General features: G+C 72.9%; 18 protein-coding genes. 7 read left to right on the top strand and 11 right to left on the bottom strand.

Annotated elements, in window-relative coordinates:
* Positions 1-81 precede the first annotated feature (81 nt).
* The 6 genes from AB5J51_RS37075 to AB5J51_RS37050 are packed head-to-tail and all read right to left on the bottom strand — an operon-like array spanning position 82 to position 9105.
* Positions 82-774: a formyltransferase family protein gene (locus AB5J51_RS37075; protein ID WP_053786709.1), complete on the bottom strand. Its 693-nt coding sequence runs from the start codon at positions 772-774 to the stop codon at positions 82-84.
* A complete protein-coding gene (locus tag AB5J51_RS37070; RefSeq protein ID WP_369779748.1) occupies positions 771-4097 on the bottom strand; it encodes an amino acid adenylation domain-containing protein in 3327 nt (1108 codons plus the stop codon). Before AB5J51_RS37070 ends, AB5J51_RS37075 begins: the two co-directional genes overlap by 4 nt.
* Positions 4094-5194 carry an NAD-dependent epimerase/dehydratase family protein gene (locus AB5J51_RS37065; protein ID WP_369779747.1) on the bottom strand — a complete coding sequence of 367 codons (1101 nt, stop codon included), beginning with the start codon at positions 5192-5194 and terminating at the stop codon, positions 4094-4096. Before AB5J51_RS37065 ends, AB5J51_RS37070 begins: the two co-directional genes overlap by 4 nt.
* On the bottom strand, positions 5191-7149 hold the full coding sequence (locus AB5J51_RS37060; RefSeq protein ID WP_369779746.1) for a fatty acid CoA ligase family protein: 1959 nt from the start codon (positions 7147-7149) through the stop codon (positions 5191-5193). Before AB5J51_RS37060 ends, AB5J51_RS37065 begins: the two co-directional genes overlap by 4 nt.
* A gap of 9 nt (positions 7150-7158) precedes the next feature.
* A complete protein-coding gene (locus AB5J51_RS37055; RefSeq protein WP_369779745.1) occupies positions 7159-8034 on the bottom strand; it encodes a hypothetical protein in 876 nt (291 codons plus the stop codon).
* A gap of 3 nt (positions 8035-8037) precedes the next feature.
* Positions 8038-9105 (bottom strand): 3-oxoacyl-ACP synthase III family protein, encoded by a 1068-nt coding sequence (locus tag AB5J51_RS37050; RefSeq protein ID WP_136223998.1) that lies wholly within the window; start codon positions 9103-9105, stop codon positions 8038-8040.
* 362 nt (positions 9106-9467) lie between these two features.
* On the opposite strand from AB5J51_RS37050, the gene AB5J51_RS37045 reads away from it, so the two are divergent.
* Positions 9468-10574: an alpha/beta hydrolase gene (locus AB5J51_RS37045; protein ID WP_369779744.1), complete on the top strand. Its 1107-nt coding sequence runs from the start codon at positions 9468-9470 to the stop codon at positions 10572-10574.
* A 133-nt stretch (positions 10575-10707) separates the two neighbouring features.
* On the opposite strand, the gene AB5J51_RS37040 is transcribed toward AB5J51_RS37045, so the two are convergent.
* Positions 10708-11178, bottom strand: a complete 471-nt coding sequence (locus AB5J51_RS37040) for a hypothetical protein (protein WP_136223996.1) — start codon at positions 11176-11178, stop codon at positions 10708-10710.
* Between the two features lie 299 nt (positions 11179-11477).
* On the opposite strand from AB5J51_RS37040, the gene AB5J51_RS37035 reads away from it, so the two are divergent.
* Together AB5J51_RS37035 and AB5J51_RS37030 are read left to right on the top strand one after the other, a co-directional pair.
* Entirely contained in the window at positions 11478-11885 is a 408-nt protein-coding gene (locus tag AB5J51_RS37035) for a YciI family protein (protein WP_136223995.1), read from the top strand.
* Positions 11886-11893: 8 nt separating this feature from the next.
* The gene (locus tag AB5J51_RS37030) at positions 11894-13039 is read left to right on the top strand and encodes an RNA polymerase sigma factor (RefSeq protein WP_053786701.1); all 1146 of its coding nucleotides are present in this window, start codon (positions 11894-11896) and stop codon (positions 13037-13039) included.
* 135 nt (positions 13040-13174) lie between these two features.
* Here AB5J51_RS37030 and AB5J51_RS37025 read toward each other — a convergent pair whose 3' ends face one another.
* Both AB5J51_RS37025 and AB5J51_RS37020 read right to left on the bottom strand, forming a co-directional pair.
* Positions 13175-13648: a carboxymuconolactone decarboxylase family protein gene (locus AB5J51_RS37025; RefSeq protein ID WP_053786773.1), complete on the bottom strand. Its 474-nt coding sequence runs from the start codon at positions 13646-13648 to the stop codon at positions 13175-13177.
* A 125-nt stretch (positions 13649-13773) separates the two neighbouring features.
* Entirely contained in the window at positions 13774-15417 is a 1644-nt protein-coding gene (locus AB5J51_RS37020) for an FAD-binding oxidoreductase (protein ID WP_369779743.1), read from the bottom strand.
* Between the two features lie 61 nt (positions 15418-15478).
* On the opposite strand from AB5J51_RS37020, the gene AB5J51_RS37015 reads away from it, so the two are divergent.
* The 4 genes from AB5J51_RS37015 to AB5J51_RS37000 all read left to right on the top strand — a co-directional run bounded on the left by AB5J51_RS37015 (position 15479) and on the right by AB5J51_RS37000 (position 19839).
* A complete protein-coding gene (locus tag AB5J51_RS37015) occupies positions 15479-16156 on the top strand; it encodes a TetR/AcrR family transcriptional regulator (RefSeq protein ID WP_369779742.1) in 678 nt (225 codons plus the stop codon).
* Positions 16157-16298: 142 nt separating this feature from the next.
* Positions 16299-18059 (top strand): diacylglycerol kinase family protein, encoded by a 1761-nt coding sequence (locus AB5J51_RS37010; protein ID WP_369779741.1) that lies wholly within the window; start codon positions 16299-16301, stop codon positions 18057-18059.
* Between the two features lie 44 nt (positions 18060-18103).
* Positions 18104-19084, top strand: coding sequence for a YihY/virulence factor BrkB family protein (locus AB5J51_RS37005; protein ID WP_053786697.1), 981 nt, complete (start codon positions 18104-18106; stop codon positions 19082-19084).
* The gene (locus AB5J51_RS37000) at positions 19081-19839 is read left to right on the top strand and encodes a phosphatase PAP2 family protein (protein ID WP_369779740.1); all 759 of its coding nucleotides are present in this window, start codon (positions 19081-19083) and stop codon (positions 19837-19839) included. The genes AB5J51_RS37005 and AB5J51_RS37000 overlap by 4 nt, the downstream gene beginning before the upstream one ends.
* A 25-nt stretch (positions 19840-19864) precedes the next feature.
* On the opposite strand, the gene AB5J51_RS36995 is transcribed toward AB5J51_RS37000, so the two are convergent.
* The gene (locus tag AB5J51_RS36995) at positions 19865-22288 is read right to left on the bottom strand and encodes a SpoIIE family protein phosphatase (protein ID WP_369779739.1); all 2424 of its coding nucleotides are present in this window, start codon (positions 22286-22288) and stop codon (positions 19865-19867) included.
* Between the two features lie 88 nt (positions 22289-22376).
* Positions 22377-25844, bottom strand: a complete 3468-nt coding sequence (locus tag AB5J51_RS36990; protein WP_369779738.1) for a HAMP domain-containing protein — start codon at positions 25842-25844, stop codon at positions 22377-22379.
* Positions 25845-25962: the final 118 nt, after the last annotated feature.

Genomic DNA, 25962 nt, shown 5'->3' with positions numbered 1-25962 from the left:
AGGAAACCACAGGTCACGTCCCCTACGCACGGAAAGATCGGGTACCTGACCATTCCGGGTGACGCGGCCCGAAAAGTCATCTCATGTGAAGGGCGCCGCCGTCCCGATCGCCGCGGCCAGTTCGGGGGCGTGCGCGGCGAAGGGGCCGAGGTCCGTGGCGGCGGCGTAGGCCGGGTGATCGCGGTGGTCCGCCAGCCGGGCCAGGGCCCGGGTCCCGTAGTACGCCGACGGCCCCGCGGGGGCGGGTGGGGGCGGGAGGGCCGCGCCCGCGTCGACCGCCGGCAGGGTTTCCTCGAACAGGGCCTGGCAGGCGCGCACGCCGTGGAGCATGACCTGGAAGTGGCGGGCGTCGGGGGCGATCGGGAAGCGGCGTACGGCCAGGACGCGGCCGGTGTCGATGCCCGCGTCGACCTCGTGCAGGGTCGCGCCGTACTCGCGCTCGCCGTGCAGCAGGGCGAAGAGGACGGCCACGGAGGGCAGTCCGCGGTGGCGGGGCAGCAGGCCGTTGTGGATGTTGAGGATGCGCAGGCCCCGGGAGAGGAGCGGGGCGCGGAAGATCCGGCGGTTGTTGAGGGACCAGACGACTCCGTCGGTGCAGGCCTGCGCGAGGGCGTCGGCGTGGGCGTTGACGTCGCCGGAGGCGGGAACGCGCAGGTGCCGGGCGCCTGCAGCGTCCTGCGGATCCTCGCAGCAGACGAGGTCTACGGGGTGGCCCTGCGCGGCGGCGTGAGCGACGGCTCGGCGCAGCAGTGCGCCGTCTCCGACGAAGATCATGCGGGGAGCTCCTCTCGGGCGGCGGCGAGGTGGGCGCAGACCTGTGCGAGCGTCAGGTTCCGGACCAGGCAGTCCAGGCCGGCCATGAAGCGCCGGGCCTCGGCGGGTTCCAGCAGGTCGTCGGAGACGGCGGTCAGCATTTCCACCAGGGCGAGGGAGTCTCCGCCCAGGGTCTGGAAGTCGGATTCCGCGGACAGCCGGGTGGTGTCCACGGCGAGGATCGCGCCCCAGTGGGCGGCCACCCGCGCCTGGAGGGCGGCGGGCTCCGCCGGGTCGTGGGCGACGACGGGCGCGGAGGTGAAGGGGTCGGGGAGGGCGTCGAGGTCGGCCTTGCCGCCGACCGTGCTGGGAATGGCGTCCACGGTGATGACGTGCGCCGGGACCATCGCGGCGGGCAGCAGGGCGGTGAGCGCGGAACGCAGGGTGGCGGGGAGGTCGGAGAGGTCGGAGAGGTCGGGGCCGCCGTGCAGAGCGCCTTGGGCACCCGTACCGCTCGGGCTCCTCTGCGCGTCGCCCGCGCCCCCGTACGAGCCGTCGGCGCGCGGGACGACGTACGCGCACAGGACCGGCGCGGTGCCGTGCGGGCGGCGCCGGACGGCCACGACGGCGCGACTCACCTCGGGCCGGGCTTCGAGCGCGGCGACGATCTCCGCGGGCTCGATGCGGTGCCCGGCGATCTTGAGCTGGCCGTCGATGCGCCCGGCGAACTCGACCGCCCCGCCCGGCAGTCGCCGCCCGAGGTCCCCCGTGCGGTAGCTGCGGGTGCCGCCCTCGTGCTCGGTGAACGGGGAGGAGCGGCCGTCCTGCGGGCCGAGGTAGCCGCGGGCCACCTGGGCGCCGCTGACGACGATCTCCCCCGTGCGGCCGGTGTCCTCGGCCCCGGTGCCGATGCGCTCGCCGTCCTCGGTGACGAGGTCGACCCGGGCGTAGGGGCCGGGGGTGCCGATGGGGAGGGTGGCGGCGGTCGTCGGCCGCGCGTCCTCCACGACGTGGGCGAGGCAGACGACGGTCGCCTCGGTGGGGCCGTAGCCGTTGATGATGCGGCAGTCGGGACCGAAGGCGGTCCGGGCGGTGCGTACGGCGGCCGGGGTCAGCGGTTCGCCGCCGAGCAGCAGGGTGCGGACGTCGCCCCGGTCGGGCAGCAGGGGCAGGTGGGAGGGGGTGAGGGCAAGGGTGTCGGCCCGGTGGTCGGTGACGAGCCGGCGCAGGGTGGCGGGCGAGGGCGCGTCGGGCGCGAGGACCACCGTGCCGCCGGCCAGGAGGGGCAGGAAGAGCGGGAAGCAGGAGATGTCGAAGCCGTAGGAAGACGCGAAGCCGAAGCGGGTCCGCGCGTCCACGCGGCAGACCTGCGTCATCCAGCGGACGAAGCCTGCGAGGGCCCGGTGTTCGATCTGCACGCCCTTGGGGCGGCCGGTGGAGCCGGAGGTGTGGATGACGTACGCGAGGTCCTCGAGCGCGGGGGCCGGGGGGACCGGGCGGGCCGGCGGGCCGGTGACGAGGTCCTCCGCCGCGAGCAGGGGGCAGGACGCGAGCGCGCCGAGGCGTTCGGCGAGGTGACGCTGGGTCAGGCAGAGCCGGGCGCCGCAGGCGCGGAGGATCTCCGCGGTCCGCGCGGCGGGATGGGCGGGGTCCAGCGGCACGTAGGCGGCACCCGCCTTCAGGATCCCCCACAGCGCGCAGACCCCGGCCGGGGTGCGGTCGACGACCAGACCGACGAGGTCTTCGCGCCCGATCCCCCGGCGCAGCAGCTCGGCGGCGACGGCGTCGGAACGGCGGTCCATTTCGGCGTACGTGACCACCCCGCCGGGGCCGTCGAGCGCGGGCGCTCCGGGCGTACGGGCGGCCTGCGTGCGGAACAGCTCCACGACGGTGGCGGGGCGCGGGGGCTCCGGTTCCACGGCGGGGGGCGGTACGGGCCCGGACGCGGGCGGCGTCGCAGGTGTGGAAGCCGGCGGAGCCGCGGGCGCCGCCGCGGACCCGGCCGGCACCGCAGGCGCGGGCTCGGGCCGGGGCCGCGGTGCGGGACCGGGCCGCGCAGCGGATGCGGGCGGCGCCGGCGGTGCCGGTGCGGCGGAGGCCGGCAGGTGGGCCAGGACTTCGTCCAGGAGGCGGGCGGCGCGTTCGGCCAGACCGGGGCCGCCGCGGACGCCCATCGTGAGCTCCGTGGCGGTGTTCGTCTCGGTGGCGGCCATCGAGACGGGTACCAAGGGGGCGTGGACGGGCAGTGCGTACAGGGTCGTCGCGGTGAAGCCCCCGCCGGAGAACTCGGCCGGGTCCAGACGCCCCAGGTGGGAGACGACGGCTGAGGCGAGGTGCCGGTCGGCCCGTACGGCGCCGGCCTGGGCGGCCCGCAGCAGGAGGCGACCGGCCGCCGTCGGCAATGGGAGGAGGGCCGACTCGAAGCCCTCGGCGAGCTCCTGGTTCTCGGCGAGCGCCCGGAGCAGGGTGACCTGTGCCCTGGGCCACTCCTGTCCGGGGCTCAGGTCCAGGAACAGCGGCAGGGTGAGGTTGCCGGTCGAGACGGTGCCGGGGCGGTGGCGCCGCAGATCGACCGGGATCATGACCCGGGTTCCGCCGCGGGCCGCGCCGCCGGAGCGGGCACTGCCGCTGAGGGCACCGCCGGAGCGGGCACGGGCCGTCGCCGCGCTGTCCGTCAGGGCCTGGGCCAGCCTGGCCGTGAGGGCCCGGTGGTGGCCGGGGAGGGTTCGGCGGAGCCACAGGGTCTGCTCGGGGCCCGGGACCGGGCGGCCCAGGGGCGACGGGCGGTCGGGGACGAGTGCCGGCCGCCGGCCTGAAGCGCCGAGCCGGCGCAGCAGTCCGCGGTCGGTGTCGGGGGCGAGGGCGGGGCGGCCGGGCTCCCCGCGCAGGGCGCGGAAGACCTCCCGTACCCAGGTCAGGGCGCCGTGTCCGTCCATCAGGGCGTGCGAGGCGCTGAACACGAGCGTGGCGGTGTCCGTGTCCGCGGAGGTGTCGGGGACGACCAGGATCCCGCACTCCGGCGGGTCGTTCCGGCGTGAGCGGCCGGTGAGGAGCGCCGCCGTGGCCGGGTCCGACACGTCGATGCCACCGGTGGTCGGCGTGGCGTAGCGGATCGTGGGCAGCGGGCCCTCGGCGGTCCAGACGGGCCCGCGTCGTACCAGGCGGGAGCCGGGGCAGGTCTCGGCGGCCCGGGCGACCGCCGCCCGGAGGGCTGCCGGTTCGGGGGCGGTGTGCCCTTCGACGACGATGCGCAGGGCCATGGTCCCGCGCGCGTGGCCCGCGGAAAGGTAGAGGTGCTCGGTGGCCGACACCGGCCGCCGGTACACGGTGTGAGGGGGTGTCATCGCGGGCTGCTTCCTTGGTCGGTACGCGTGGACGCGGGCGGCTTCCGCCCCTGGGGCTTCTCCGGTCGCGCCCAGGCCTCGACGCCGCCGATGCCGTGGATCCAGCGGAGCAGCCCGCTCACGCCGTCCTCCTGGGTGCGCGGCGGGTCGTAGCCGAGGTCGCGGCGGGCGGCGCCCGTGTCGTACGTGGTGGAGCGGGTGAGGAGGGCCGTCGTGTAACGGCTCAGCGGTGGGCCCGTACCGGCCGAAGGGCGCAGGCGCCACACCGCCTCGACGGCCTCGGCGAGGATGCGCGTGGCCGCGACGGGGACGCGGGGGTGCGGCGGCGCGCAGCCGAGGAGGGCGCCGACGCGGGTGAGGAAGGCCCACAGGTCGGTCTCCTCGCGGTCGGCCACGAAGTACGCCTTGCCGCCGATGCGTTCGGCGGGGACGGCGGTCGCGCGCAGGCAGGCCTCGACGGCGTTGTCGACGTGGCAGAGCGAGACCCGTACCCGTTTGCCGCCGGACAGGTCGGGCAGTCGGCCCGCCCGCATCGAGGCGATCATGCGGGGCAGGAAACCCGCGTGGTCGCGCGGGCCCCAGATGCCGCGCGGGCGCAGGGCGCAGGTGGTGAAGTCCGGTGCGTTCGCGGACAGTACGTACTGCTCGGCGACGGCCTTCGTCGCGCAGTAGTGGTTGAAGAACCGGGTGGGGTACGGGGTGCTCTCGTCGATCCCGAGCCGGTCGCCCTCGCGCAGGTGCATCAGCGCGCTCGGGCTGCTGACGAAGACGAAGCGGGTGGCGCCCGCGGCGCGGGCCGCCGTCAGCAGCCGCTGCGTTCCGGTGACGTTGGCCTCCTCGAACTGGGCGCGGCTGCCGTGATCGACGACGCGCGCGGCGCTGTGCAGCACGGTGTCGCAGCCGATGGCCGCGCGGGCCAGCGAGGCGGTGTCGGCGAGGTCGCCGGGTACGAGGTCCAGCCCCGGTCCGAGGGCGCTCAGGCGGGCGGTGTCGCTGCCGGGCCGGACCAGGGCGCGGACCCGGTGGCCGTCGCGCAGGCAGGCGTCGGCGAGGTGGCCGCCGAGGAAGCCGGTGGCCCCGGTGATCAGGATGTTCACAGGGACCGCCACCAGGTCGCGCCGTAGAGCAGGGTCAGTGCGGCGGTGGCCGCGCTGCCGTGCCCCGCGGCCCTGCCCCGTGGCAGCGCGAGGGGGATCTGCGCGGCGTGCACCGGGATGCTGAGGAAGGCGTCGGCCCACCACAGCCAGCGCAGCAGGGGTACGTCGGGGACGTCCGCGACGGCCGCCCAGATCGCGCCGCCGAGGAGGTACGCCCAGCCGGCGAGCGGTACGAGGCGGGCCGCACGGGTCCGCGAGAACGGGGGCGGGGGCGGCGCGAGGCGCCGTTCGGCCCAGCGGGCCAGCTGCTCGCGGCCGATCTTGGCGTTGTGGCGGATGTCCACCGGGAAGGCGGGATGGTGCAGGAACTCCTCCAGCCCCCTGGTCGGGGCGTGGTCGGCGGCGAGGCCGCGCAGTTCGGCGACCAGGTCCCGCCAGGCGGCGCTGCCGGCCGGGACGTCGCTCTCCACGCAGACGGCGGGGCGCTGGGCGCCTGCCGGGCCGATACCGACCAGGGCGCTGCGGCGCACCAGTGGATGGGCGTTGAAGACGCCCTCGCAGCGCACGGTGTACAGGTCCCGGCCGGCGGCGCGCACCCGTTGGGAGGTGCGGCCGCAGAACCAGAGCCGGCCGCGGTCGTCGACGTAGCCGAGATCGCCGGTGCGGTGCCAGGTGAGCGAGGTGCCGTCAGGCTGGGTCTCGTGCACCTTGTGCAGGGCGTCGGAGCGTGGGGCCTCGTGGTAGCGGGGGCTGACGGACTCGCCCTCGACGAGTATCTCGCCGACGCTGCCTGCGGGCAGGGCGGTCCCCGGGTCCAGCCGGGCGCGCGGGCCGTCGGTGACGGGGATGATGCGGACGCGGGTGCCGGGGACGGGGCGGCCGATGCAGGTGCCGGCTCCGCGGGCGCTGCCGGCGGAGGTCTCGCCGAGGATCTCCTCGGATTCGATCGAGGTGATCGGCAGGACCTCGGTGGCCCCGTACGTGACGTGGACGGAGGCCTTCTCGTCGAGCACGGTGCGCAGGCCGGCGACGACCGAGTCGGGGACGGGCGCGCCGCCGGAGACGATGCAGCGCAGGTCGGGCAGCGGGCGGCCCAGGGCCGTGAGGTGGTCGGTGAGGTTCCGCAGCAGGGCGGGCGAGGCGAACATGGTGGTCGCACCGAAACGTTCCAGCGCATCCACGAGCAGGGCGGGGTCGGCCTGGGCGACCTTGGCCGGTGCGAGGGGGGCGAGGACGGTGGTGGAACCGTAGACGAGGTCGAGCATGCCGTAGAAGGGCAGGGTCACCAGTGACGTGTCGTCGCGGGTGCGCCCGTGGGCGGCCTCGATCTGGCGGGCGATGGAGAGCGCCATGCGGTGGGTGTACTCGACTCCCTTGGCGGGGCCGGTGCTTCCGGTGGTGAAGCCGATCATCAGGAGGTCGTCGCCGCCGACGTCGGCGGCGGGGGTCCTTCGTCCACCGGTGGTGCGCAGCGCGTGGAGGGTGTGGCCGCCCCACAGCCGGCGGCGGCCCAGCGTGACGGGGATGCGTACGCGGCCGAAGGTGCGGCGGCCGAGGACCCGTACGAGGTGGGCGAGGGGCGGTCCGATGAACGCCTCGGCGCCGACGGCGCGGTAGCAGTGGAGCATCCGGCGCACGCCCATGCCCGGGTCGACGACGACGGGGACGGCGCCGAGCCGGAAGAGCGCGAAGGCGAGGGCGAAGAGCTCCGGGCCGTGCGGTGCCATCAGTACGGTCTTGGTCCCGCGGGTGATCCCGGCTCGGGCGAGTCCGTGGGCGATTTCCTCGACCGTGTCCTGCAACTCCCTGTACGTGACTTCGCGGTAGCGCAGGCCGCCGCCGGGTTCGCGGCCGTCGGGGTGGATGACGGCCGGCTTGTGCGGGAAGGCGGCGGCGTTGCGCTCCAGGCAGTCGGCCAGGCCGGCGGCGGTTGCGGAATGGGGAACGGTGCTCATGGCGTCCCGTCACCAGCCTTCGGGCCGGTAGCCGACACAGGCGGCGCCGGGGCCTGCGCCGACGGCGACGATCAGGAGCCGGTCGCAGTCCTCGGGGCGCGGGGCGGCCATGGCCTGGAGGTAGCCGAGGACCGGCGCCGCGGTGTGCGGCTCGCCGTCGCCGATCTCCTCGCGGTCTCCGTCGACGACCGTGTCCTGCGCGGCGTGCGGGCCGACCACGACGGTGCGGTCCAGGTCGATGCCGTGCTCGCGGGCGTACCCGGCGGTGCACACGGCGGCGAGTGCGCTGCGCCGCGCACGGTGTCCCTCCGTACGGCGGACCGTGATCCGGGAGCGGCCCTCGCTGCCCATGACCGCGGTGTCGAGGTACCCCTCGGTGTCGCTGGGTCCGTCGCCCAAGTAGGAGGACACGGGGCCGAACCCGGCGTCGGGGTCCGCGCTGCGCTGGAGGAGGAAGGCGCCGGCGAGGTCCGCGTACGGGTAGTCGGGGTCGAGGCGTGCGTCGCCGCCGGGGTGCACGTCGGCGGCCGTGATCAGGACGCGTTCGGCACTGCCGGTGTCGAGGAGGCTCTGGGCGAGCTGTACGGCGTTGAGGACACCGCAGGCACCGTTCATCAGGTCGAAGGAGAAGCCGGCGGCGGGGGCCGGGTCGGCGATGTAGTCCAGGTTGATGCCGACCTCCTTCTGGATCAGGGCCGCGAGGGCGGGTTCGAAGGTGTTGGACTCCCGGTAGACGCCGACGTTGATGAGGACGCCGACGGATGACGGGGAGACCTGCGCCTGCGACAGGCAGGCGCGGGCGGCCCGGCTCGCGAGTTCGACGGCGGAGGCGGGTCCCGTGCCGTGGTGCGCGGCGGTGTGGGCTGCGGCGATGACCATTCCCATGGGTCAGACCCCCATGTTCGTGATCGTGGCCGACAGGGCGCCGGTCACGACGCCGGAGGCGGCGGGGACCATGAGGAACCGGGATCCGGGGCGGGCGGTACCGGCCCGCAGGTGCTCACGCAGCGTCAGGAAGTGGGCGGTGGTCGCGGTGTTGCCGTACTTCTCGACGACCGCGAGGGAACTGGGCATCGGGGTCTTGAACTCGGCTTCGGCCGTCTGGTTCACGTAGTCGATGAAACGGGTGCCGACCTGGTGCTGGATGACGTAGTCGAACGCCTCGTCGGCGAATTCCCGGCCCTGCTTGGCCAGGAGGTCCCGATGGAACCGCGGCCACAGTTTGAGCCGGTCGCGGTTGTGCATCTTCTTGTTGTCCGTGTAGAGGGCCACGCCCTGGCTGCGGTCGCTCGGCATTCCCATGCACAGGTGGGAGTACTCCGAGCAGGTCATCAGTTCCACGTAGTGGATTCGGTCGGCCTCGTCGGTGGAGGCGTCCAGGACGACGGCGGCCGCCGAGTCGCCGACGGAGAGCGAGGCGAACTGCGGGTCGTAGGAGTCGGTGACCTCGCGGGCCGCCGTCTCGGCGACGGCGGTGGCCTGCTCACCGCTGACGACCAGGCCGTTGCGTACCGCGCCGGAGCGGATCATGCGGTCGAGCAGGTAGACGCCGGTCATCATGCCGGCGCAGGCGTTGGACACGTCGAATTGGACGGCGGGTCGGGCGCCCAGCTCCCGGGCGAGCAGCGCGGCGAAGGACGGTTCGAAGGTGAAGCGGCCCCCGTCCGTGAACCGGGTGATCGAGGCCGATATGACGACGTCGAGGTCGGCGGCCTCGTAGCGGGAGGCGGCAAGGCAGTCCCGCGCGGCGGACAGGGCCATCGAGAAGGAGTTCTCGGCGACTGCCGGATCCGGGTCGTACACCCGGCGCTCGGCGATTCCGGTGATCCGCTGGAGGTCCGCGTCACGGACGGCGGATATCCCCTCGGTCAGCTCCCGGGTGGTCACCACGGTCTCGGGTACGTGGGCCCCCAGGGCCTCTAACCGGCTGTGCCGATTCAATGTGCTGGTGTTCATGCTTCGCGTTCTCCATGGGACATCCCCGTTACAGACAGCGAAGTTACCGTAGCGTAGGGATCGGCTCACGCATCCCGCAAAAGGACTTGAAGGGTGCAGATGGGTCGATTCCCAGCCATGCATCCGATGGACCGCATTTCGCCAGCGCCCGGCCCTGGCACCTCCCGTCACTCCGATCGTCGGCCGGAACATCACGCACGGTGCGTAAAACCTGTCCGGAACCACTCGGTCCGTACTCATTTGAAATCTAAACGACATTTATTGCATATTTTTGCAACCTTGAGGTCGAGAAACACATCCAGAGAGGAGGACCCACCCGTTCTGCCCGCTCGAGGGCAGCCGCACCTTTCGGAGCGAAGTTCGTGCACGTGTACCCGCAGCCGCAGCCGCAGTCACAGCCGCCCAGGCGATCCCGCAAGAAGGTGTGGATCGGCTCCGCGGTGGCCGTGGCCCTGGTCGCCGGCGCCGGCGCCGGGTTGATCTCCTGGAAGACGGACTGGTTCGACGGGAACGGGGAGTCCGTCAGCTACGCGAAGCCCTCCACCGGGGCAGAAAAGGACAAGAACAACGAGACCGGCGGTGGGAAGCAGACCTCCGCGCCGAGCGCGGACCCGGACGTGTCCCTCCCCACCGGCCCGTTCACCGACTTCAAGCAGACGGTCAAGCTGGACGACGGCACCCGCATATCCAAGGCCCGGGTGAAGGGCCCCAAGTCCGGCTTCGAGGGAAGCGTCTGGGTGTGGACGCCCAAGGAGTACGACCGCCCGGAGTACGCGAAGAGCGCTTTCCCGGTCATGATCGCGCTGCCCGGAGGCAACGGGAACGCCGACAACTACTGGGCGACCATGCCGCAGCTGGGCCTCCAGAAGGCCGTCGCCGAGGGTGCCGCGGCCGGCAAGAGCCTCCCGTTCATCCTGGTCATGCCGATCCTGAACCCGGACAACAAGTACTACTACGACGGCTCCGACATCCCCGGCCAGGCCAAGATGGGCACCTGGATCGGCGAGGACGTACCCGACCTCGCCCGGGCCAACTTCCGTACCTACAAGTCCCGCGACGGTTGGGCCTTCATGGGCAACTCCTCCGGCGCGTTCGTCGGCCTCAAGCAGCTCCTCCAGAAGCCGGACCGCTTCCGGGCCGTCATAGCCAACGGCGGGGAGATCGTCCCCGACTCCCCGCTCTGGAAGGGCCACCAGGCGGAAATGGACGCGAACAACCCCGAGAAGCTCGCCCCGAAGCTGATCGCCAACAAGGGCCCCGATGTGAACGTCCTCTTCCAGTACGGCACCAAGGAGGGCGGCCGCGACCGGATGGAGAAGTTCCAGCAGCAGTTCGGCAAGGGCCCGCTCAAGGTCACGATCCACGAGATCCAGGGCGGCGACCACAATGGCTGGGACTACGTCCGGGGCATGAAGGAAGGACAGCTGGAGGAGCTCAGCAAGCTGATGAAGGGGCCGAAGCCGCAATAGGGCCAGGCACGGAGGCCTCGGCGGGCCCGTCCTCCGGGACGGCGGGGACGCCGGCTCCGCGGCCCCAGCGGCAAACCGGCCCGGCGCAGCCCGGACATCGCCGGCTGCACGGCGCGCCGGGCCGGTGTCACGGTCACTTCAGGCGGTAGCTGCACATGGGTGTCTTGCCGTCCTGGTTGTCGGCGACCTTCTTGCCGTCGACGGTGATCACGCACGACGCCGGCTTGAGCATGCCGTCGGCGGCCTGCACCGAACCCGGGACCACGGAGACCGTCGTGCCGATGCGCTTCTCGGCTTCGGTGGTGAAGGTGATCGTCTCCGTCTTCTTCCAAGGCAGCGTCACCTGTTCGCCCTTGTTGGACGCCAGGTTGTAGTAGACCTGCGCGGGTCCGGAGCCGAGCACTTCCAGGGTCACCTCGTGGCTGACCTCACCTCCGCCCGAGGCCGGCTTGCCGGATCCCGACGGGCTGCTGCTCGCGGTGGCGGCGGGCTTGTCCGGGGCCGTCGAGCCCTTCGCCTCCTCGGACTTGCTCCCGCCGCTACCGCATCCGGTCAGCAGCCCGGCGGCCAGCACCAGAGCCGTGCCTGTGACGATCTTCCGCATGGTTTCCCCTCGTTGGACGAAACCATGATCTTAACCGGGCCTTTGCGTGCCCTCGCGGGAGCCGAGATGCCAGTGGACGCCGCCAAGAGGGCCGAGTGAGGGCGGAGGCCGTCGCAGGTTGGACGCGCCGTAGTCCGCACGCCCCATGCGGGGGCGGGGAGGGTGCTCCGGGGCCCGCACTTCGGGCTCATGTACGAGAGCCAAAAAAATCGGGCGGCGGTGTCGAGAACCCGTGGCCGGCTCCGTCCCCGGAGTGAAGGCGACCAGAATGGGTCGCACCAGCACCGAGGAGAAGCATCATGGCCAAGTACTTGCTGCTCAAGCACTACCGCGGCGCCCCGGCTGCGGTCAACGACGTGCCCATGGACCAGTGGACGCCCGAGGAGATCTCGGCGCACATGCAGTACATGACCGACTTCGCGGCCCGGCTCGAGGGGACGGGCGAGTTCGTCGACGGTCAGGCGCTCGCCCCCGAGGGAACCTTCGTCCGGTACGACGGTGAGGGGCGCCCGCCGGTCACCGACGGCCCGTTCGCCGAGACCAAGGACCTCATCGCCGGCTGGATGGTGATCGACGTCGACAGCTACGAGCGCGCCGTCGAGCTGGCCGGGGAGCTGTCGGCCGCCCCCGGCGCGGGCGGGAAGCCGATCCACGAGTGGCTCGAGCTGCGCCCGTTCCTGGGCTGTCACACCACCGTCACGGAGTGACGTCGTCGATGGACGAGGCCCTGCTCCGCAACCTCACACCGAGCGTCCTCACCGTCCTCGTCCGCCGCGGAGCCGACTTCGCGGCGGCCGAGGACGCCGTGCAGGAGGCGCTGGTCGAGGCGGTCCGGGTCTGGCCGGTCGACCCGCCACGGGATGCGAAGGGCTGGCTGGTCACGGTGGCCTGGCGCCGGTTCCTCGACGCGAGGCGGGCGGACGCCTCACGCCGCCGGCGGGAGGACCGCGTCGAGGAGGAGCCGGCGCCCGGGCCCACGCCCGCGGTGGACGACACGCTCCAGCTCTACTTCCTCTGCGCCCACCCCTCTCTGACGCCGTCGTCCGCGGTCGCGCTCACCTTGCGCGCCGTCGGCGGGCTGACCACCCGCCAGATCGCCCACGCCTACCTGGTGCCCGAGGCGACCATGGCACAGCGCATCAGCCGCGCCAAGCGCACCGTCTCCGGCGTGCGATTCGACCAGCCCGGCGATGTCGCCACCGTGCTGCGCGTCCTGTACCTCGTCTTCAACGAGGGCTACTCGGGCGACGTCGACCTCGCCTCCGAGGCCATCCGGCTCACCCGGCAGCTCGCGGCCGCGATCGACCATCCCGAGGTGGCGGGACTGCTCGCCCTCATGCTGATCCACCACGCCCGGCGCGCCACCCGGACCGCGCCCGACGGCAGCCTGGTGCCGCTCGCCGAGCAGGACCGCGGCCGGTGGGACACCGCGTTGATCGCCGAGGGCGTCCAGATCCTGCAGACGGCCCTCTCCCGCGACCGGCTGGGCGAGTTCCAGGCCCAGGCCGCGATCGCGGCACTCCACGCCGATGCGCCCACCGCCGAGGAGACCGACTGGGTGCAGATCCTCGAGTGGTACGACGAACTCACGCGCCTGACCGACAGCCCGGTCGTCCGCCTCAACCGAGCGGTCGCCGTCGGCGAGGCGGACGGACCGCGCGCCGGGCTTGCGGCGCTCGCGGCGCTGGACGACTCACTGCCCCGCCACACGGCGGTGGCCGCGTACCTCCACGAGCGCGACGGCGACCTGGCGACGGCGGCACGGCTGTACGCCGAAGCGGCCCGAAAGGCACCCAACCTCGCCGAGCGCGACCATCTGACACGCCAGGCGGCCCGGCTCAACGCCCGGCGGCATCTGTGACGCCACGTCGCTGTCCTGCCCCGCGCCCGGGGCCGCGCGTTCCGGGATTCCGGAGCGCGCGGCACGCTCCCCCGCCCCGGTGCCCCTCCAGCCGGTACTCATCCGGATGGGCACGCGGGTCGGGCTGGCTCCTGGTTATGCGTACTGGCCGGGCCGGTAGTCGCCGGCGGGCGTCTGGAGCAGGACGTTGCCGCGGTTGAAGGCGTTGATGACGGTGATGACGCCCACCAGAGCGCCGAGCTGGTCCTCGTCGTAGTGCTTGGCGGCGTTCGCCCACACCGCATCCGGGACGCCGCCGGCCGCGTCGGCGATCCGGGTGCCCTCCTCCGCCAGCTCCAGCGCGGCACGCTCGGCGTCGGTGAACACCGTGGCCTCGCGCCAGACCGCCACCAGATTGAGGCGCTCCGCGGATTCCCCGGCGTGTACGGCGTCCTTGAAGTGCATGTCGGTGCAGGCGGCGCAGCCGTTGATCTGGCTGGCGCGGAGCTTGACCAGTTCCTGCGTCGAGGCCGGCAGGGTCGAGTCCGAGAGCACCTTGCCCGCAGCGATGATGTGCTTGAAGACCTTGCCCAGGACCGGGTTGGTGAAGGGGTTGAGGCGTGCTTCCATGGTGGGCTCCATTGCCGTTGTCCGACGGTTACACCTCTTGGACACCGCCGCCCGGCGGCTTGTGACAGGCATGCGATGTGACCCCCGTCTCCCTGTTGTCGCGCCCCCGCGGGTGCGCCGTGGGCTCAGCTCCGCTCCCCGTCGAAGAGCACTCCGGGGTTGAGGATGCCTGCCGGGTCGAGCGCGTGTTTCGCGGCCCGCAGCGCCCGGGCGAACGGCTCGGGGCGCTGCCGGTCGTATCCGGGACGGTGGTCGCGGCCGACGGCGTGGTGGTGGGTGACGGTCGCTCCGTGCGCGCCGAGCACGTCCATCGCGGCGGACTTGATCTCGTCCCACATCGCGACTTCCGAGCCGCGCCGCGCCGCGGCGATGACGGTGAAGTAGGGGGCGGGGCCGTCGGGGTAGACGTGCGTGAAACGGCAGTTGATCATCCCTTCGGCGCCGGTCACCTTGCGTACGACGGCGCCCAGGTCCCGGTGCACGGCCTCGTACAGGGCCTCGGCACGGTCCCACGTGCAGGCCGTTTCGAAGGTCTCGCTGATCACGCTCATCCGCGCGAGTCCGTCGCGCAGGTAGGGCATGCGCAGGAACGCGGAGCGCCACGCACCGGCCGCCGAGTCATCCGGGGGTCCGCCGGCGGGACCGCCGGCCGCGGGCGGCGCCCCCGCCGGCGAACCGCCGTGGTCCCGCGCCAGGGCGACGAGTTCGGAGAGCCGGTCGGCGACGGGGAAGTGCGCGGACTCCACCCCGAGGACGAGTACGCTGCGCCCGCCGCCGGCCACGCCCGCGAGGGCCGCCTCGCCCGGATCGAGCAGCCGGCAGTTGGCCGGGTGCAGGCCCGACTGTGCGATGGCGCGGACCGCACCGGCCGCGGCCTTGAAGTCGTCGAACAGGACCGAGGCGGACGCCTTGTGACGGGGCCGGTCCTGGAGCCGCATCCATGCCTCGGTGATCACGCCGAGCGTGCCCTCCGATCCCAGGAACAGCCGGTCGGGGGACGGGCCCGCACCCGAACCGGGCACGCGCAGCGACTCGTTGACGCCGACCGGGGTGACCACGCGCAACGACTCGGTCAGGTCGTCGATGTGGGTGAGGAGCGTGGCGTAGTGGCCGCCGGCCCGGGTGGCCAGCCAGCCGCCGAGGGTGGAGAACTCGAAGCTCTGCGGAAAGTGGCGCAGGGTCAGCCCGTGCGGCCGCAGCTGGGCTTCGAGGTCGGGCCCGAGAACGCCCGCCTGGATCCGTGCCGCCCTGCTGACCGTGTCGATGTCGAGTACGCGGTCCAGGGCGGCGAGGTCGAGTGAGACCACGCCGCGCCGCCGGTCCCCGCGGTACTCCACTCCTCCGACCACCGAACTGCCCGCTCCGTAGGGCACGACGACCACGTCCGCGCCGGCGGCCCAGTCCAGGACGTCCACGACGTCCTGTTCGCAGCGGGGGAAGGCGACCTGGTCCGGAGCCGCCCCGAGTTCGCCGCGCAGCGCCCGTACGACGTCGCGGTAGGCCTTGCCGTAGGTGTGGGAGGCCCGGTCCGGCGGGGTGTCGGACATCAAGTGGGCGAGGGAGGACGGCGGGGTGACCCGGGCCTTCGGCAGATCGACGCTGCGGACGTCGGGCACCGGCAGCGGGGTGTCGGCCGCACCGGGGACGAGCGCGCCGAGGGCGGTGCACTCGCTGTCGGGGAGGGCCTTGTCGTCGGTGCCCCAGCCCCACCAGGACCGACGGCGTCGGGGCGCGGCGAGGGGAGCGGCGGGTACGATCTCGGCAGCCATGGCGATATAACCTTCCGGTAATTTACCGCTTGGTAATTTACTCCACCGTATAGTTCGGCTCATGGACTCCACAAGCGCCGGCACCGCACCGGGCACCCCGTCGACCACCTCGCCGCCGGGCAGGCGCAGGGGCAGACCGGCGGGGACGAAGGGCGTACCGCGCGCCGAGCGCGAGGAGCAGATCCTCGCCGCCGCGACGGAGGAGTTCGGCCGGCACGGACACGCCTCCGCGTCGATGGCCGCGATCGCCCGGCGGGTGGGCGTGACGAAGCCGATGCTCTACGCCTACTTCGACTCGAAGGACGGGCTCTACCTCGCCTGCCTCGAACGCATCGCCGCCCGCGTCATCACGGCGATCGACGAGGCGATGTCCGGCGGCCCGGCCGCCGCTGCCGAGGAGCTGCTCCCCCACACCGTCCTCACCGGCCTCTTCACGGCCCTCGAAGAACGGCGTCACGCCTGGTTCGTCCTCTACGACAGGACCTTGCCGCCGGGATCCGAACTGCGCATCGCCGCCCAGCGGCACCGCGAGGCCATCGACGGGCTCGCCGCGACCGGCACCGCGGCCCTGCTGCGCGGCCACGGCAACGAGGACCCCCTCGACGCCGACGCCCTCAAGCACGTGTGGACGGGCGCCGTCAGCTCCCTCATGGGCTGGTGGATCGCCCACCCCGACCAGTCCGCCCAGGAGATGAGCACCCGCTGCGCCCGCCTGCTCAAGGCCATCCGCACCGCCTGACGCCCGACGCCGTGACCAATGCCGCCGGATCATCTCGGGGTTGAAGCGGGCGAAGGCGGCCGGACGAGGGCCGGTGCGGTGGGCTCAGCGGCTCCGGCGCCGGTGGACGCATGACCGGGCGCTGCCGGGTAACACGCCGTCAATGAGCAACGCACACGACGCGGACACGAGACCGGGCCGTCTTCTCCTGCTGCTGCCCTTGCAAGCGGCGTGCGTCGCGGGCTTGGGCCTGCTGGTGTGCGGGCCCCTCGCGGGCCGGTGGCCACTGTCCGCCGAGGACGGGGTCAACCGCGCCCTGGCGGCCCGGCGCGGTGTGCCCGCCACCGCTCTCTCGGACGTGATGTCCGTGCTGGCCGGGACCGGCAGCGTGATCGGGCTGACGCTCGCGGCTTGCGTCGCATTGGTGTGGGTGCCCCGCGTGCCCCGGTGGCGGGAGGCGGTGTTCCTCGCGGTCTCCGTGGCCGCGCAGTCCGCCGTGTTCGTGCTCGTCACGCTCGTGGTGGAGCGGCCCAGGCCCGATGTCCCCCACCTGGACGGGGCGCCGCCGACGTCCAGTTTCCCCTCCGGGCACGTAGGGGCCTCCGTGGCGCTCTTCGGGGGTCTGGCCGTGCTCGCGGCGGGGCGACTGCGCGGTGCCCGGCGCAACGTCGTGGTGGGCGTGCTGCTCCTGCTCCCCCTGGCCGTAGCCGGCTCCCGGGTCTACCGGGGCATGCATCACCCCTCGGACGTGGTGGCGGGGCTGCTGAACGGCGCCTGCACGCTGCTCGTCGTGGCGTACGCGCTATTGCTGCCGGCCACCGGGGCCGCACCCGGGCCGGCAGCCCGTGGCGGCCCGCCCGCGACCCGGTCGGGCGGGGGCGGTGGGGGTGGTGGGGGCGGAACACCGTCCGGGGCGCGGGGCCGGGTCGTGGTGGTCCGCCATCCGCACGCGTGCGGCCGAGAGACGGCTGCACGGGTGCGGGCCGTGCTGCGCGGCCACGGGTACGCGGACCAGGTGTGGGAGCAGACCTCCGTCGAAGAGCCGTGCGGCGCGCTGGCCGTGCGCACGGCCGAGGCTGACGCCTCCCTGGTGGTGGTCTGCGGAGGGGACGGCACGGTACGGGCCTGCGCCGACGTCATGGCCGGCACCGGGATCCCCCTGGCGATCGTGCCCTGCGGTACCGGCAACCTCCTGGCCCGCAACCTGCGGCTGCCCACCGATCCCACGGCCGCCCTGCACGAGGCCCTGTCCGGAGAGGCCGTCGGGCTCGACGTGGGCCGGGTCGACGGCGACGGCTTCACGCCGACACGGTTCGTGGTCATGGCGGGTGCCGGTTTCGACGCGGCCGTGGTCCGGGACGCCTCGGCACGGCTCAAGGAGCGCCTGGGCTGGGCCGCGTACGTCGTCTCGGCCCTGCGTCATCTGCGCGATCCCCGGATGCGGCTGTCGATCCGGCTCGACGGGGCCGCCCCGCTGGAACGGCGGGCCCGCATGGTCGTCATCGGCAACGTCGGCTCGCTGCAAGGCGGCCTGCCGCTCCTCCCGGACGCGCGGCCCGACAGCGGCCGGCTGGAGGTGGTGCTGCTCGACCCCCGCGGGGCCGGGGGGTGGCTCGCGGCGGTCGGGCACCTCGCCTCCGGCACCAGGGGCGGACGGGCTCGGCCGGCGCCGGGCGGATCCGGGCGGCGAGCGGCACGCGGCGCGCTGGAGTACTTCAGTGCGGCACGGATCGAGCTCGGCTTCGCCCGTGCTCAGCCGCGGGAGCTCGACGGTGACGCGTTCCCGGCCGGTAGGCGGATGACCGTAGAGGTCGAGCCGGGGGCGCTCCGCGTATACCTGCCCGTGCCCGCGCGCAGCGGCACGCCGGACGAGCCGGTGACGGACGGGGCGCAGGGGGCGGCGGCCCTCACCGCCGGGGACTGAACCGGCGCGTTCGCGCGGAATACAGGGGAACGGGAGGAACGGTCATGGGCACCGCCACACGGGTACCGCCACGCAGCGAAGTCGAGGCGGCCGAAGCCGAGTCGCACGGGGAGGGCGAGGGCCTCTCCGGTGAGGAGGCATGGGCCGCGCTGCGCCGCCACGGCGGCTGGAACCTCGTACGGGACTCCTTCATCCGGTTCCGCTACGCCGACGGGTTCAGCCACTCCCGGGCCCTGGCCCTGCAGACGGTCCTGTCGATCCTGCCGCTCGCCATCGCGCTCATCGGTCTGTCCGGAGTGCTGCACACCGAGGACATCGGGCGCATGGCCGAGCTGACGATCAGCCGGATCGTCAGCGGCCCCAGCCAGGACGTCGTGGACGACGCCCTGCGCGAGAGCCGCCGCCAGGCCGGGGACGGCGGCGAGGCGGCCCTGTGGCTCGGCCTGCTGTTCTCCATCGCCAACGTCACGACCGGCATGTGCCAGGTGGAGCGAGGCGCGAACCGCATCTACGGCGTGGAGCGCGACCGCCCCTTCCTCCACAAGTACACCCGCGGCCTGGTCATGGCGCTGGTGGCCGGGCTGCCCCTGGGGCTCGCCTTCTCGGTCACCGTCCTCGGCTCCGACCTCGGCCTCGCGATGACGGAGACGTACCATCTCGGCGCGGGCGCGCACCAGGTGTGGGACGTCCTGCGCTGGCCCGTCGGGATCCTGCTGGCCGTGGTCGCCACCAGCGCCGTTTTCCGCCGCTCGCCCCGGCGTACGCAGCCGGGGTACACCTGGCTGGCCTTCGGCGCCGGCGTCTACCTGGTGCTGTGGCTCGGCGCGACGTGGGGGCTGAGCCTGTACGTCGGGGCGAGCAGTTCCTTCACCACCGTGTACGGGCCGCTCAGCGCGTTCATGGCGCTGTTGCTGTGGTCGTACCTGACCTCGCTCGCCCTCTTCCTCGGCCTGTCCTTCGCCGCTCAGCTCGAGGCCGTACGGGCGGGGGTGGCTGGCCCGGTCACGGAGGATCCCGGGGTATGAACCGCCGCGGCGGGCCCGATGCCCGGTTCGGGGCGCGGCTGACGGTCACGTCGGCCGCCACCGCCCTGGCAGCCGTGCCGTTCTCCCTCGCACTGGTTCTGGTGGAGTCCCGGTGGGCTCCGCTGCACCGGCTCGACCAGGGCGCCGCCGAGCGGCTGCACCGTTCCGTACTCGGCCATCCCGCCTGGGTGCGGGTGCTGGAGTTCCTCACGCAGGTCGTCTGGGGGCCGTTGACCATGCGTCTGCTGGTGGCCGCGGTGGTGGTGTGGCTGCTGTGGCGGCGGGCGCTGCGGCTGGCCGCGTGGGCGGCGTGCACGGCGACGGTCGGGGGGCTCGTCGGCTTGCTGGCGAAGAACGCGGTCGAGCGCGCCCGCCCGCACCTGCCCGATCCCGTCGCCCACGCGCCCGGGTTCTCCTTTCCCTCCGGGCACGCCATGACGGCCACCACGTCCTGCGCCGTGCTGCTGCTGGTGCTGATACCGCTGGTCCCGCGGGCCTGGCGGCCGCTGCCGTGGGTCCTCGCTGCGGCCTCGGTGATCGGCGTCGGCTTCACGCGGGTCGCGCTCGGCGTGCACTGGGTGAGCGACGTGGTCGGAGGCTGGCTGCTCGGCCTCGCGGTGGTCACCGCCACCGCCTTCGCCTTCGAGGCGTGGCGCAGCGACATCGGCCGGCCCCGCACCACGCCCGCCCAGGGCTTGGAGCCCGAGATCGTGACGGCCGATCCCGAGCCCCCGGCAGGCACGACGCAGCGGTGATGCCCGCCGGGGCCGGTCGGCGGTGTCAGCCGACCTGGATTCCGATGACGCAGGTGTCGTCGTCCGTGTCGGAGCGGCTTTCGGCGAGGAGGCGGTCCAACCGGTGGTCCAGGTCTCCGTCCACGGAGGCCGCCGCGCTCACGAGATGGCCCAGGGAGTCCTCCACCGAGGAGTCCCGCCTCTCCACCAGCCCGTCCGTGAACATCAGCAGGGTGTCGTCCGGTTCCAGCTGGACCTCCCTTTCGATGTACGTGACGTCCGGCAGCGCTCCGAGGAGCAGGCCCTCGATGAGCGGGAAGGCCTCGGGCTCGCCGCCTCGGACGAGCACGGGCGGCAGGTGCCCGGCGCGCGCCCAGCGCATCACCCGGGTTCGGGGGTCGAAGAGCCCGCAGACCGCGGTGGCCGTCACGTGCTTCGCCAGGTGGTGGGTGACCGTGTTGAGCCAGGACAGCAGCTGGGCGGGGCCCGCGCCGGTCACGGCCAGGCCGCGCAGGGCGTTGCGCAGGACGACCATGCCGGTGGCGGCCTCGATGCCGTGTCCGGCGACGTCTCCCACGGAGAGCATGATCAGCCCGGAGGGAAGGACCACGGTGTCGTACCAGTCGCCGCCGACGAGCGACTCGGACTCCGCGGGCCGGTAGCGGACGGCCACGCGCAGGCCAGGGGCTTCGATGGCCGGCGGGGTCGGGGGCATGATGGCGTGCTGGAGCTGGAGGGTGAGGCGGTTGCGTTCGGCGGACTCGGCCGCGGTGTGGGCGAGTTGGTCCCGGGTCGCGGCCAGGGCGACTTCGGTCCAGTGCTGGGCGGAGATGTCCTGGTAGGCGCCGCGGACGGCGTGCAGGCGCCGGTGGGCGTCGAGGACGGGCTCGGCGACGACGCGGATGTGGCGGGTGATCCCGTCGGACCTGCGCAGGCGGAGATCGACGGATGCGGGGCGGCGGTAGCGCAGCACGGCCCGCAGGAAGGTCGCCAATGCGGCGGAGTCGTCGGGGTGGGCGTAGCCGGGCAGTTCCCGCAGCGGTACGGGCGGGGCCCCCGCCGGCAGGCCGTGCAGCGCGTACAGCTGGGCGTTCCAGGTGGTCTCACCCGTGACGAGGTTCTCCTCGAAGCCGCCGATCCGGCCCAGGCGCTGGGCGTGCTGGAGGAGGTCGGCCAGTCGTGCCGTCTCGTCCTCGATCCGCCAGATCAGCAGGACGGCCGCGCCGTGCCGGCTGACGCTGATGTCCGCGACCGAGGTCAGCGGGATCTGGTCGACGAGCGCGGTCAGGCTCATGCGTTCGGCCCTGAAGGGTTCGCCGGTGGCGTGCACGCGCTCGATGATGTCGAACAGCCCGTTCTCGCCGGCGGCCATCGGATAGGCCTCCAGCAGCAGGGCGCCGTTCACGTCGGAGCGCTGCCGTCCGGCGGGGTCGACGAAGCGGCTGCTGGCATGGCGGATGCGGAAGTCGGTCAGCCGTCCCTCGGGATCGAGCACGGGGGTGAGGATGACGGCGGGGTCGTGCAGTCCCTCGGCGAGGTCGGTCAGCTCCGAGACGTCCGGGAGCACGGCTTCGGGGAGTTCGGTTTCGCCCGGGGGTGAGGTGTCCATGGTGCGGGCGCAGAGTTCGGCGAGGGCCTCGACCTGGCGCTCGATCTGCGGGGGCTGCGGCGCCAGGGGTTGCGGCCAGCAGATTTCGAGAACGCCGTGGATGCGCCCGCCCGTCCCGGCCGGTACGGCCATCCGTCCGCCGTCGGGCCAGTGCAGGTGCGCGATCGAGGGGAGCCCTTCGCGTTGCAGGCGGGCGAGGGTGACCAGTCGGCGCTCGCGCAGCGCGAGGCGGGCGACGGTGGAGACGCCAGGGGGGACGTGGCGCCAGCGGGCGCCTTCCCCGGGCGGGAACCCGGCGTACCCGGCCAGGGCGAGGGATCCGTCGGGCGCCGCGGTCCACACGGCGACGGCGATCGCCCCCAAGGGCTTGAGCGCGTTCGTCAGGAGGGATTCGGCCACCGCCTGGGTGTCGTCGGCGGCGGCCAGCATGCCGCTCTCGGCGGTGCGCAGCCGGACCGCCACCCTGGTGGACGGCTTGGCCGGGCCGAGCGTGCCGGTGCGCTCGACGAACTCGGCGGCGACCTCGCTGACGTGGTCGCGGGCGGCCTGGTTGACGATGTCCGCGGCGAGGTCGAGCGTGGACAGCCCGGTCTCGCGGGAGAGCTCGTCCAGCTGGCGTGCCGCCGCGGCGGGGGTGCAGCTCAGTTGTCCGATCAGGATGCCCTTGGCCAGTTCGACCAGGGCCCTGCCGTCCGCGGCCGCGTGCGCCGCCTGCACCTCGCCCCGCAGCCGTTCGACGGTGGCGACGAGCCGTCCCAAGGGAGTCGGGGCCTGGTGCGGGACCACCTTGCGGCAAGGCCCCTCGGTGAGCGATTCCGGTGCCCGCGCATCGCCGTGCCACTGTGTGTCGGGGGTGCTCACGGTGCTTCCGGCTCCTTGCTGGGACGGTCCCGGTTCCGGCGGCCGGACCGTGGGGTGGCTGCGCGGGCGGACGGGGTGGGCGGGGCGGTCATCTCGTGAGCCAGTGCCGGACGCGGGCGATGAGGTCGTCGGCGTCGACCGGCTTGGTGACGTAGTCGCTGGCCCCCGCGGCGAGGCTCTTCTCCCGGTCACCGGGCATCGCCTTGGCGGTGACCGCGATGATGGGAAGGCCGGCGTAGGCCGGCATCCGCCGGATCTCGGCGGTCGCCGCGTACCCGTCCAATTCCGGCATCATCACATCCATCAGGATGAGGTCGACGCCCTCGTTGCGGGTGAGCGTTTCAATGCCCTTGCGCCCGTCTTCCGCGTGGAGCACGCGGACACCGTGCAGTTCGAGCACGCCGCTGAGGGCGTACAGGTTGCGCGCGTCGTCGTCGACGACGAGCACGGTGCGTCCGGCCAGGCCGTCGTCGAGCACGTGGGCGGGGCTCTGCGGTCGCTCCGCGCCCGCCTGGACGAAGGGCAGTACGTCCCCCGGCTGGTCCGCCGACAGGTGCAGCACGATGCGTTCGCGGAGCTCGTCCAGACTGGACAGCAGCTCCAGGCGGCGCGAGGCGGCTCCTTCCCGCAACGCCGTCTCCTGGCCCGTGTTCAGACGGGGGTTGTTGTGCGCGAGGACGGGGAGGGACGAGAGCGCCGGGTCTCCGTCGAGGGCGTCGAGGAAGCGCAGGGCCTCGCCGCCGGGCATGTCGAGTTCGAGGACGACGCAGTGGAAGGAATCCGATGCGAGGGCGGCGGCGGCTTCCCGCGAGCTCGTGACGCCGACGACCTGGATGGCCGCGAGGTCCCCGGCCGGCCGGTGGCGGGGGGAGAAGTCCCGGTCGGCGCTCTCGGCGACGAGGGTGAGCAGGCCGCCCTGGCGTTCCTCGATCACCAGCAGGCGGCGGGCCTGCCGCTGCGCGGGAACGGCCGGCGTACCGGCCTGACCCGCTTCGGCGGCTCCGGCCGCGGCGTGTGAGGCGGGCGCCGGCACCTCGGGGAGCGGGTCCTTCTCGTACTCCGGCCCCCTGACCGGCAGGTAGAGGGTGAAGGTGCTGCCCTGTCCCGGTGTGCTCTCCGCGGTGACGGCACCACCGAGGAGCTGGGCGATCTCGCGGCTGATGGAGAGGCCGAGGCCGGTGCCGCCGTACTTGCGGCTGGTGGTGCCGTCGGCCTGCTGGAAGGCACCGAAGACGGACGCCAGCTGCTGCTCGGGGATGCCGATGCCCGTGTCCCGTACCCGGAAGGCCACCACGGGCCCGCGGTTGATCAGCCCGGCGGGGACCTCGGGCGCCGTGGCCGGCTCGATCCGGAGCTCGACGCCCCCGCGCTCGGTGAACTTGACGGCGTTGGACAGCAGGTTGCGCAGGACCTGCCGCAGCCGTGAGTCGTCGGTGTGCAGGGCATCCGGGGCGTCGGGGGCGGTGGTGACGGTGAAGTCGAGGCTCTTTTGCGTGGTCATCGGCCGGAAGGTGGCGTCGACGTACTCCAGCAGCTGCGGCAGGGACACCGCCTCGGGGTTGATGTCCATCTTTCCGGCCTCGACCTTCGACAGGTCGAGGATGTCGTTGATCAGCTGGAGCAGGTCGGACCCCGCCGAGTGGATGACGCCCGCGTACTCGACCTGCTTCGGGCTGAGGTTGCGGGTGGGGTTCTGGGCGAGCAGCTGGGCGAGGATCAGGAGGCTGTTGAGCGGTGTGCGCAGCTCGTGGCTCATGTTGGCGAGGAACTCGGACTTGTACTTCGAGGCCAGCGACAACTGCTGTGCCCTGTCCTCCAGTTCCTGCCGCGCCTGTTCGATCTCCAGGTTCTTGGCTTCGATGTCGCGGTTCTGGCTGGCGAGGAGGGCCGCCTTCTCCTCCAGCTCCGCGTTGGAGCGCTGGAGTTCCTCCTGCTGTACCTGGAGTTCCGCCGAGCGTGCCTGCAGTTCGCCGGTCAGCCGCTGGGACTCGCCGAGGAGCTCGTCGGTGCGGGCGTTGGCGACGATCGTGTTGACGTTGACGCCGATGGTCTCCAGCAACTGGCCGAGGAAGTCCCGGTGTACGGGGGTGAAGGCGGTGAAGGAGGCGAGCTCGATCACACCGAGGACCTGGTCGTCCACCACGATCGGCAGGATGATCAGGCTGCCCGGGGTGGTGCGGCCCAGCCCCGAGGAGATGACGTAGTCGCCGGGGACCTGGTCCGTGGCGATGATGCGGTGACTGCGCGCGGCCTGTCCGACCAAGGACTCGCCGAGGGCGAAGGCGGTGCCCTCACCGGTGCCGGCGGGGCGGCCGTAGGACCCGACCAGGGTGAGCACGGTGCCGTCGGGGCGGTCCTCGGCGAGGTAGAAGGCGCCGTACTGGGCGGCGACCAGCGGTGTCAGCTCGTCCATGACGAGTGCGGCGACGACGGAAAGGTCACGGTGGCCCTGCATCAGGCCGGAGATTCGGGCCAGGTTGGACTTGAGCCAGTCCTGTTCCTGGTTGGCCCGGGTGGTCTCGCGCAGCGAACCGACCATCGAGTTGATGTTGTCCTTGAGTTCGGCGACTTCGCCGGAGGCCTCGACCGTGATCGAGCGGGTCAGGTCGCCCTCGGCGACCGCGCTGGCGACCTCGGCGATGGCCCGGACCTGGCGGGTGAGGTTCCCGGCCAGTTCGTTGACGTTCTGGGTCAGTCGCTTCCAGGTTCCGGAGACGCCTTCCACCTCGGCCTGGCCACCGAGCCGGCCCTCGCTGCCGACCTCGCGGGCCACGCGCGTGACCTCGGCGGCGAAGGCGGAGAGCTGGTCGACCATCGTGTTGATGGTCTCCTTCAGCTCCAGGATCTCCCCGCGCGCGTCCACCCGGATCTTCTGGGTCAGGTCACCCTGGGCCACCGCGGTGGTGACCTGGGCGATCGAACGGACCTGTGCGGTCAGGTTGTCGGCCATGACGTTGACCGATTCCGTGAGGTCCTTCCACGTACCGGAGACGCCCTTGACGTCCGCCTGACCGCCGAGCCGGCCCTCGGTGCCCACCTCGCGGGCCACCCGCGTGACCTCCCCGGCGAAGGCGGAGAGCTGGTCGACCATCGTGTTGATGGTCTCCTTCAGCTCCAGGATCTCCCCGCGCGCGGTGACGGTGATCTTCTGCGAAAGGTCGCCCTCGGCCACGGCCGTCGCGACTTGGGCGATGGAGCGCACCTGATCGGTGAGGTTTCCGGCCATGAAGTTGACCGAATCGGTGAGGTCCAGCCAGGCACCGCCGACTCCGGGTACGTCGGCCTGGCCGCCCAGGGTGCCCTCGGTTCCCACTTCGCGGGCCACGCGCGTCACTTCCGAGGTGACCAGTGACAGCTGGTCGGCCATCCCGTTGAAGACCGTGGCGATCTCACCGAGCAGCCCGTCCGACGTATCGGGCAGCCGGGTACGGAAATCCCCGTCCCGTACGGCCGTCAGGCCGGCCAGCAGCCGGCGCAGCTCCGGTTCGCCGATCCCTGCCCCGCCCGCGGGCGCCGGCGAACTGCTCAGTGACTGCGGGCTCGTCCGCTCAGCCATCCGTCAAACCCTTCGCCAAACGACCGGTCGACGAAGGTTAACGCCGACCGGAAGGACCCTATGGCACGACGGATCACTCTGAAGCAGCGCTTCCGCACACTGACGCGGAAGCCGCGGA

Origin of the sequence: Streptomyces sp. R33 (assembly GCF_041200175.1) — a bacterium.
GTDB lineage: Bacteria > Actinomycetota > Actinomycetes > Streptomycetales > Streptomycetaceae > Streptomyces > Streptomyces katrae_B.
The sequence above is the reverse complement of the archived record's forward strand: the minus strand, read 5'-3'. Positions and strand labels throughout refer to the sequence as shown.

What these genes read in the sequence shown, in the direction of transcription:
- AB5J51_RS37075 (WP_053786709.1), bottom strand. Translation starts at nt 774, where the DNA reads ATGATCTTCGTCGGAGACGGCGCACTGCTGCGCCGAGCCGTCGCTCAC.
- AB5J51_RS37070 (WP_369779748.1), bottom strand. Translation starts at nt 4,097, where the DNA reads ATGACACCCCCTCACACCGTGTACCGGCGGCCGGTGTCGGCCACCGAG.
- AB5J51_RS37060 (WP_369779746.1), bottom strand. Translation starts at nt 7,149, where the DNA reads ATGAGCACCGTTCCCCATTCCGCAACCGCCGCCGGCCTGGCCGACTGC.
- AB5J51_RS37055 (WP_369779745.1), bottom strand. Translation starts at nt 8,034, where the DNA reads ATGGGAATGGTCATCGCCGCAGCCCACACCGCCGCGCACCACGGCACG.
- AB5J51_RS37050 (WP_136223998.1), bottom strand. Translation starts at nt 9,105, where the DNA reads ATGAACACCAGCACATTGAATCGGCACAGCCGGTTAGAGGCCCTGGGG.
- AB5J51_RS37040 (WP_136223996.1), bottom strand. Translation starts at nt 11,178, where the DNA reads ATGCGGAAGATCGTCACAGGCACGGCTCTGGTGCTGGCCGCCGGGCTG.
- AB5J51_RS37035 (WP_136223995.1), top strand. Translation starts at nt 11,478, where the DNA reads ATGGCCAAGTACTTGCTGCTCAAGCACTACCGCGGCGCCCCGGCTGCG.
- AB5J51_RS37030 (WP_053786701.1), top strand. Translation starts at nt 11,894, where the DNA reads ATGGACGAGGCCCTGCTCCGCAACCTCACACCGAGCGTCCTCACCGTC.
- AB5J51_RS37025 (WP_053786773.1), bottom strand. Translation starts at nt 13,648, where the DNA reads ATGGAAGCACGCCTCAACCCCTTCACCAACCCGGTCCTGGGCAAGGTC.
- AB5J51_RS37020 (WP_369779743.1), bottom strand. Translation starts at nt 15,417, where the DNA reads ATGGCTGCCGAGATCGTACCCGCCGCTCCCCTCGCCGCGCCCCGACGC.
- AB5J51_RS37015 (WP_369779742.1), top strand. Translation starts at nt 15,479, where the DNA reads ATGGACTCCACAAGCGCCGGCACCGCACCGGGCACCCCGTCGACCACC.
- AB5J51_RS37010 (WP_369779741.1), top strand. Translation starts at nt 16,299, where the DNA reads ATGAGCAACGCACACGACGCGGACACGAGACCGGGCCGTCTTCTCCTG.
- AB5J51_RS37005 (WP_053786697.1), top strand. Translation starts at nt 18,104, where the DNA reads ATGGGCACCGCCACACGGGTACCGCCACGCAGCGAAGTCGAGGCGGCC.
- AB5J51_RS37000 (WP_369779740.1), top strand. Translation starts at nt 19,081, where the DNA reads ATGAACCGCCGCGGCGGGCCCGATGCCCGGTTCGGGGCGCGGCTGACG.
- AB5J51_RS36990 (WP_369779738.1), bottom strand. Translation starts at nt 25,844, where the DNA reads ATGGCTGAGCGGACGAGCCCGCAGTCACTGAGCAGTTCGCCGGCGCCC.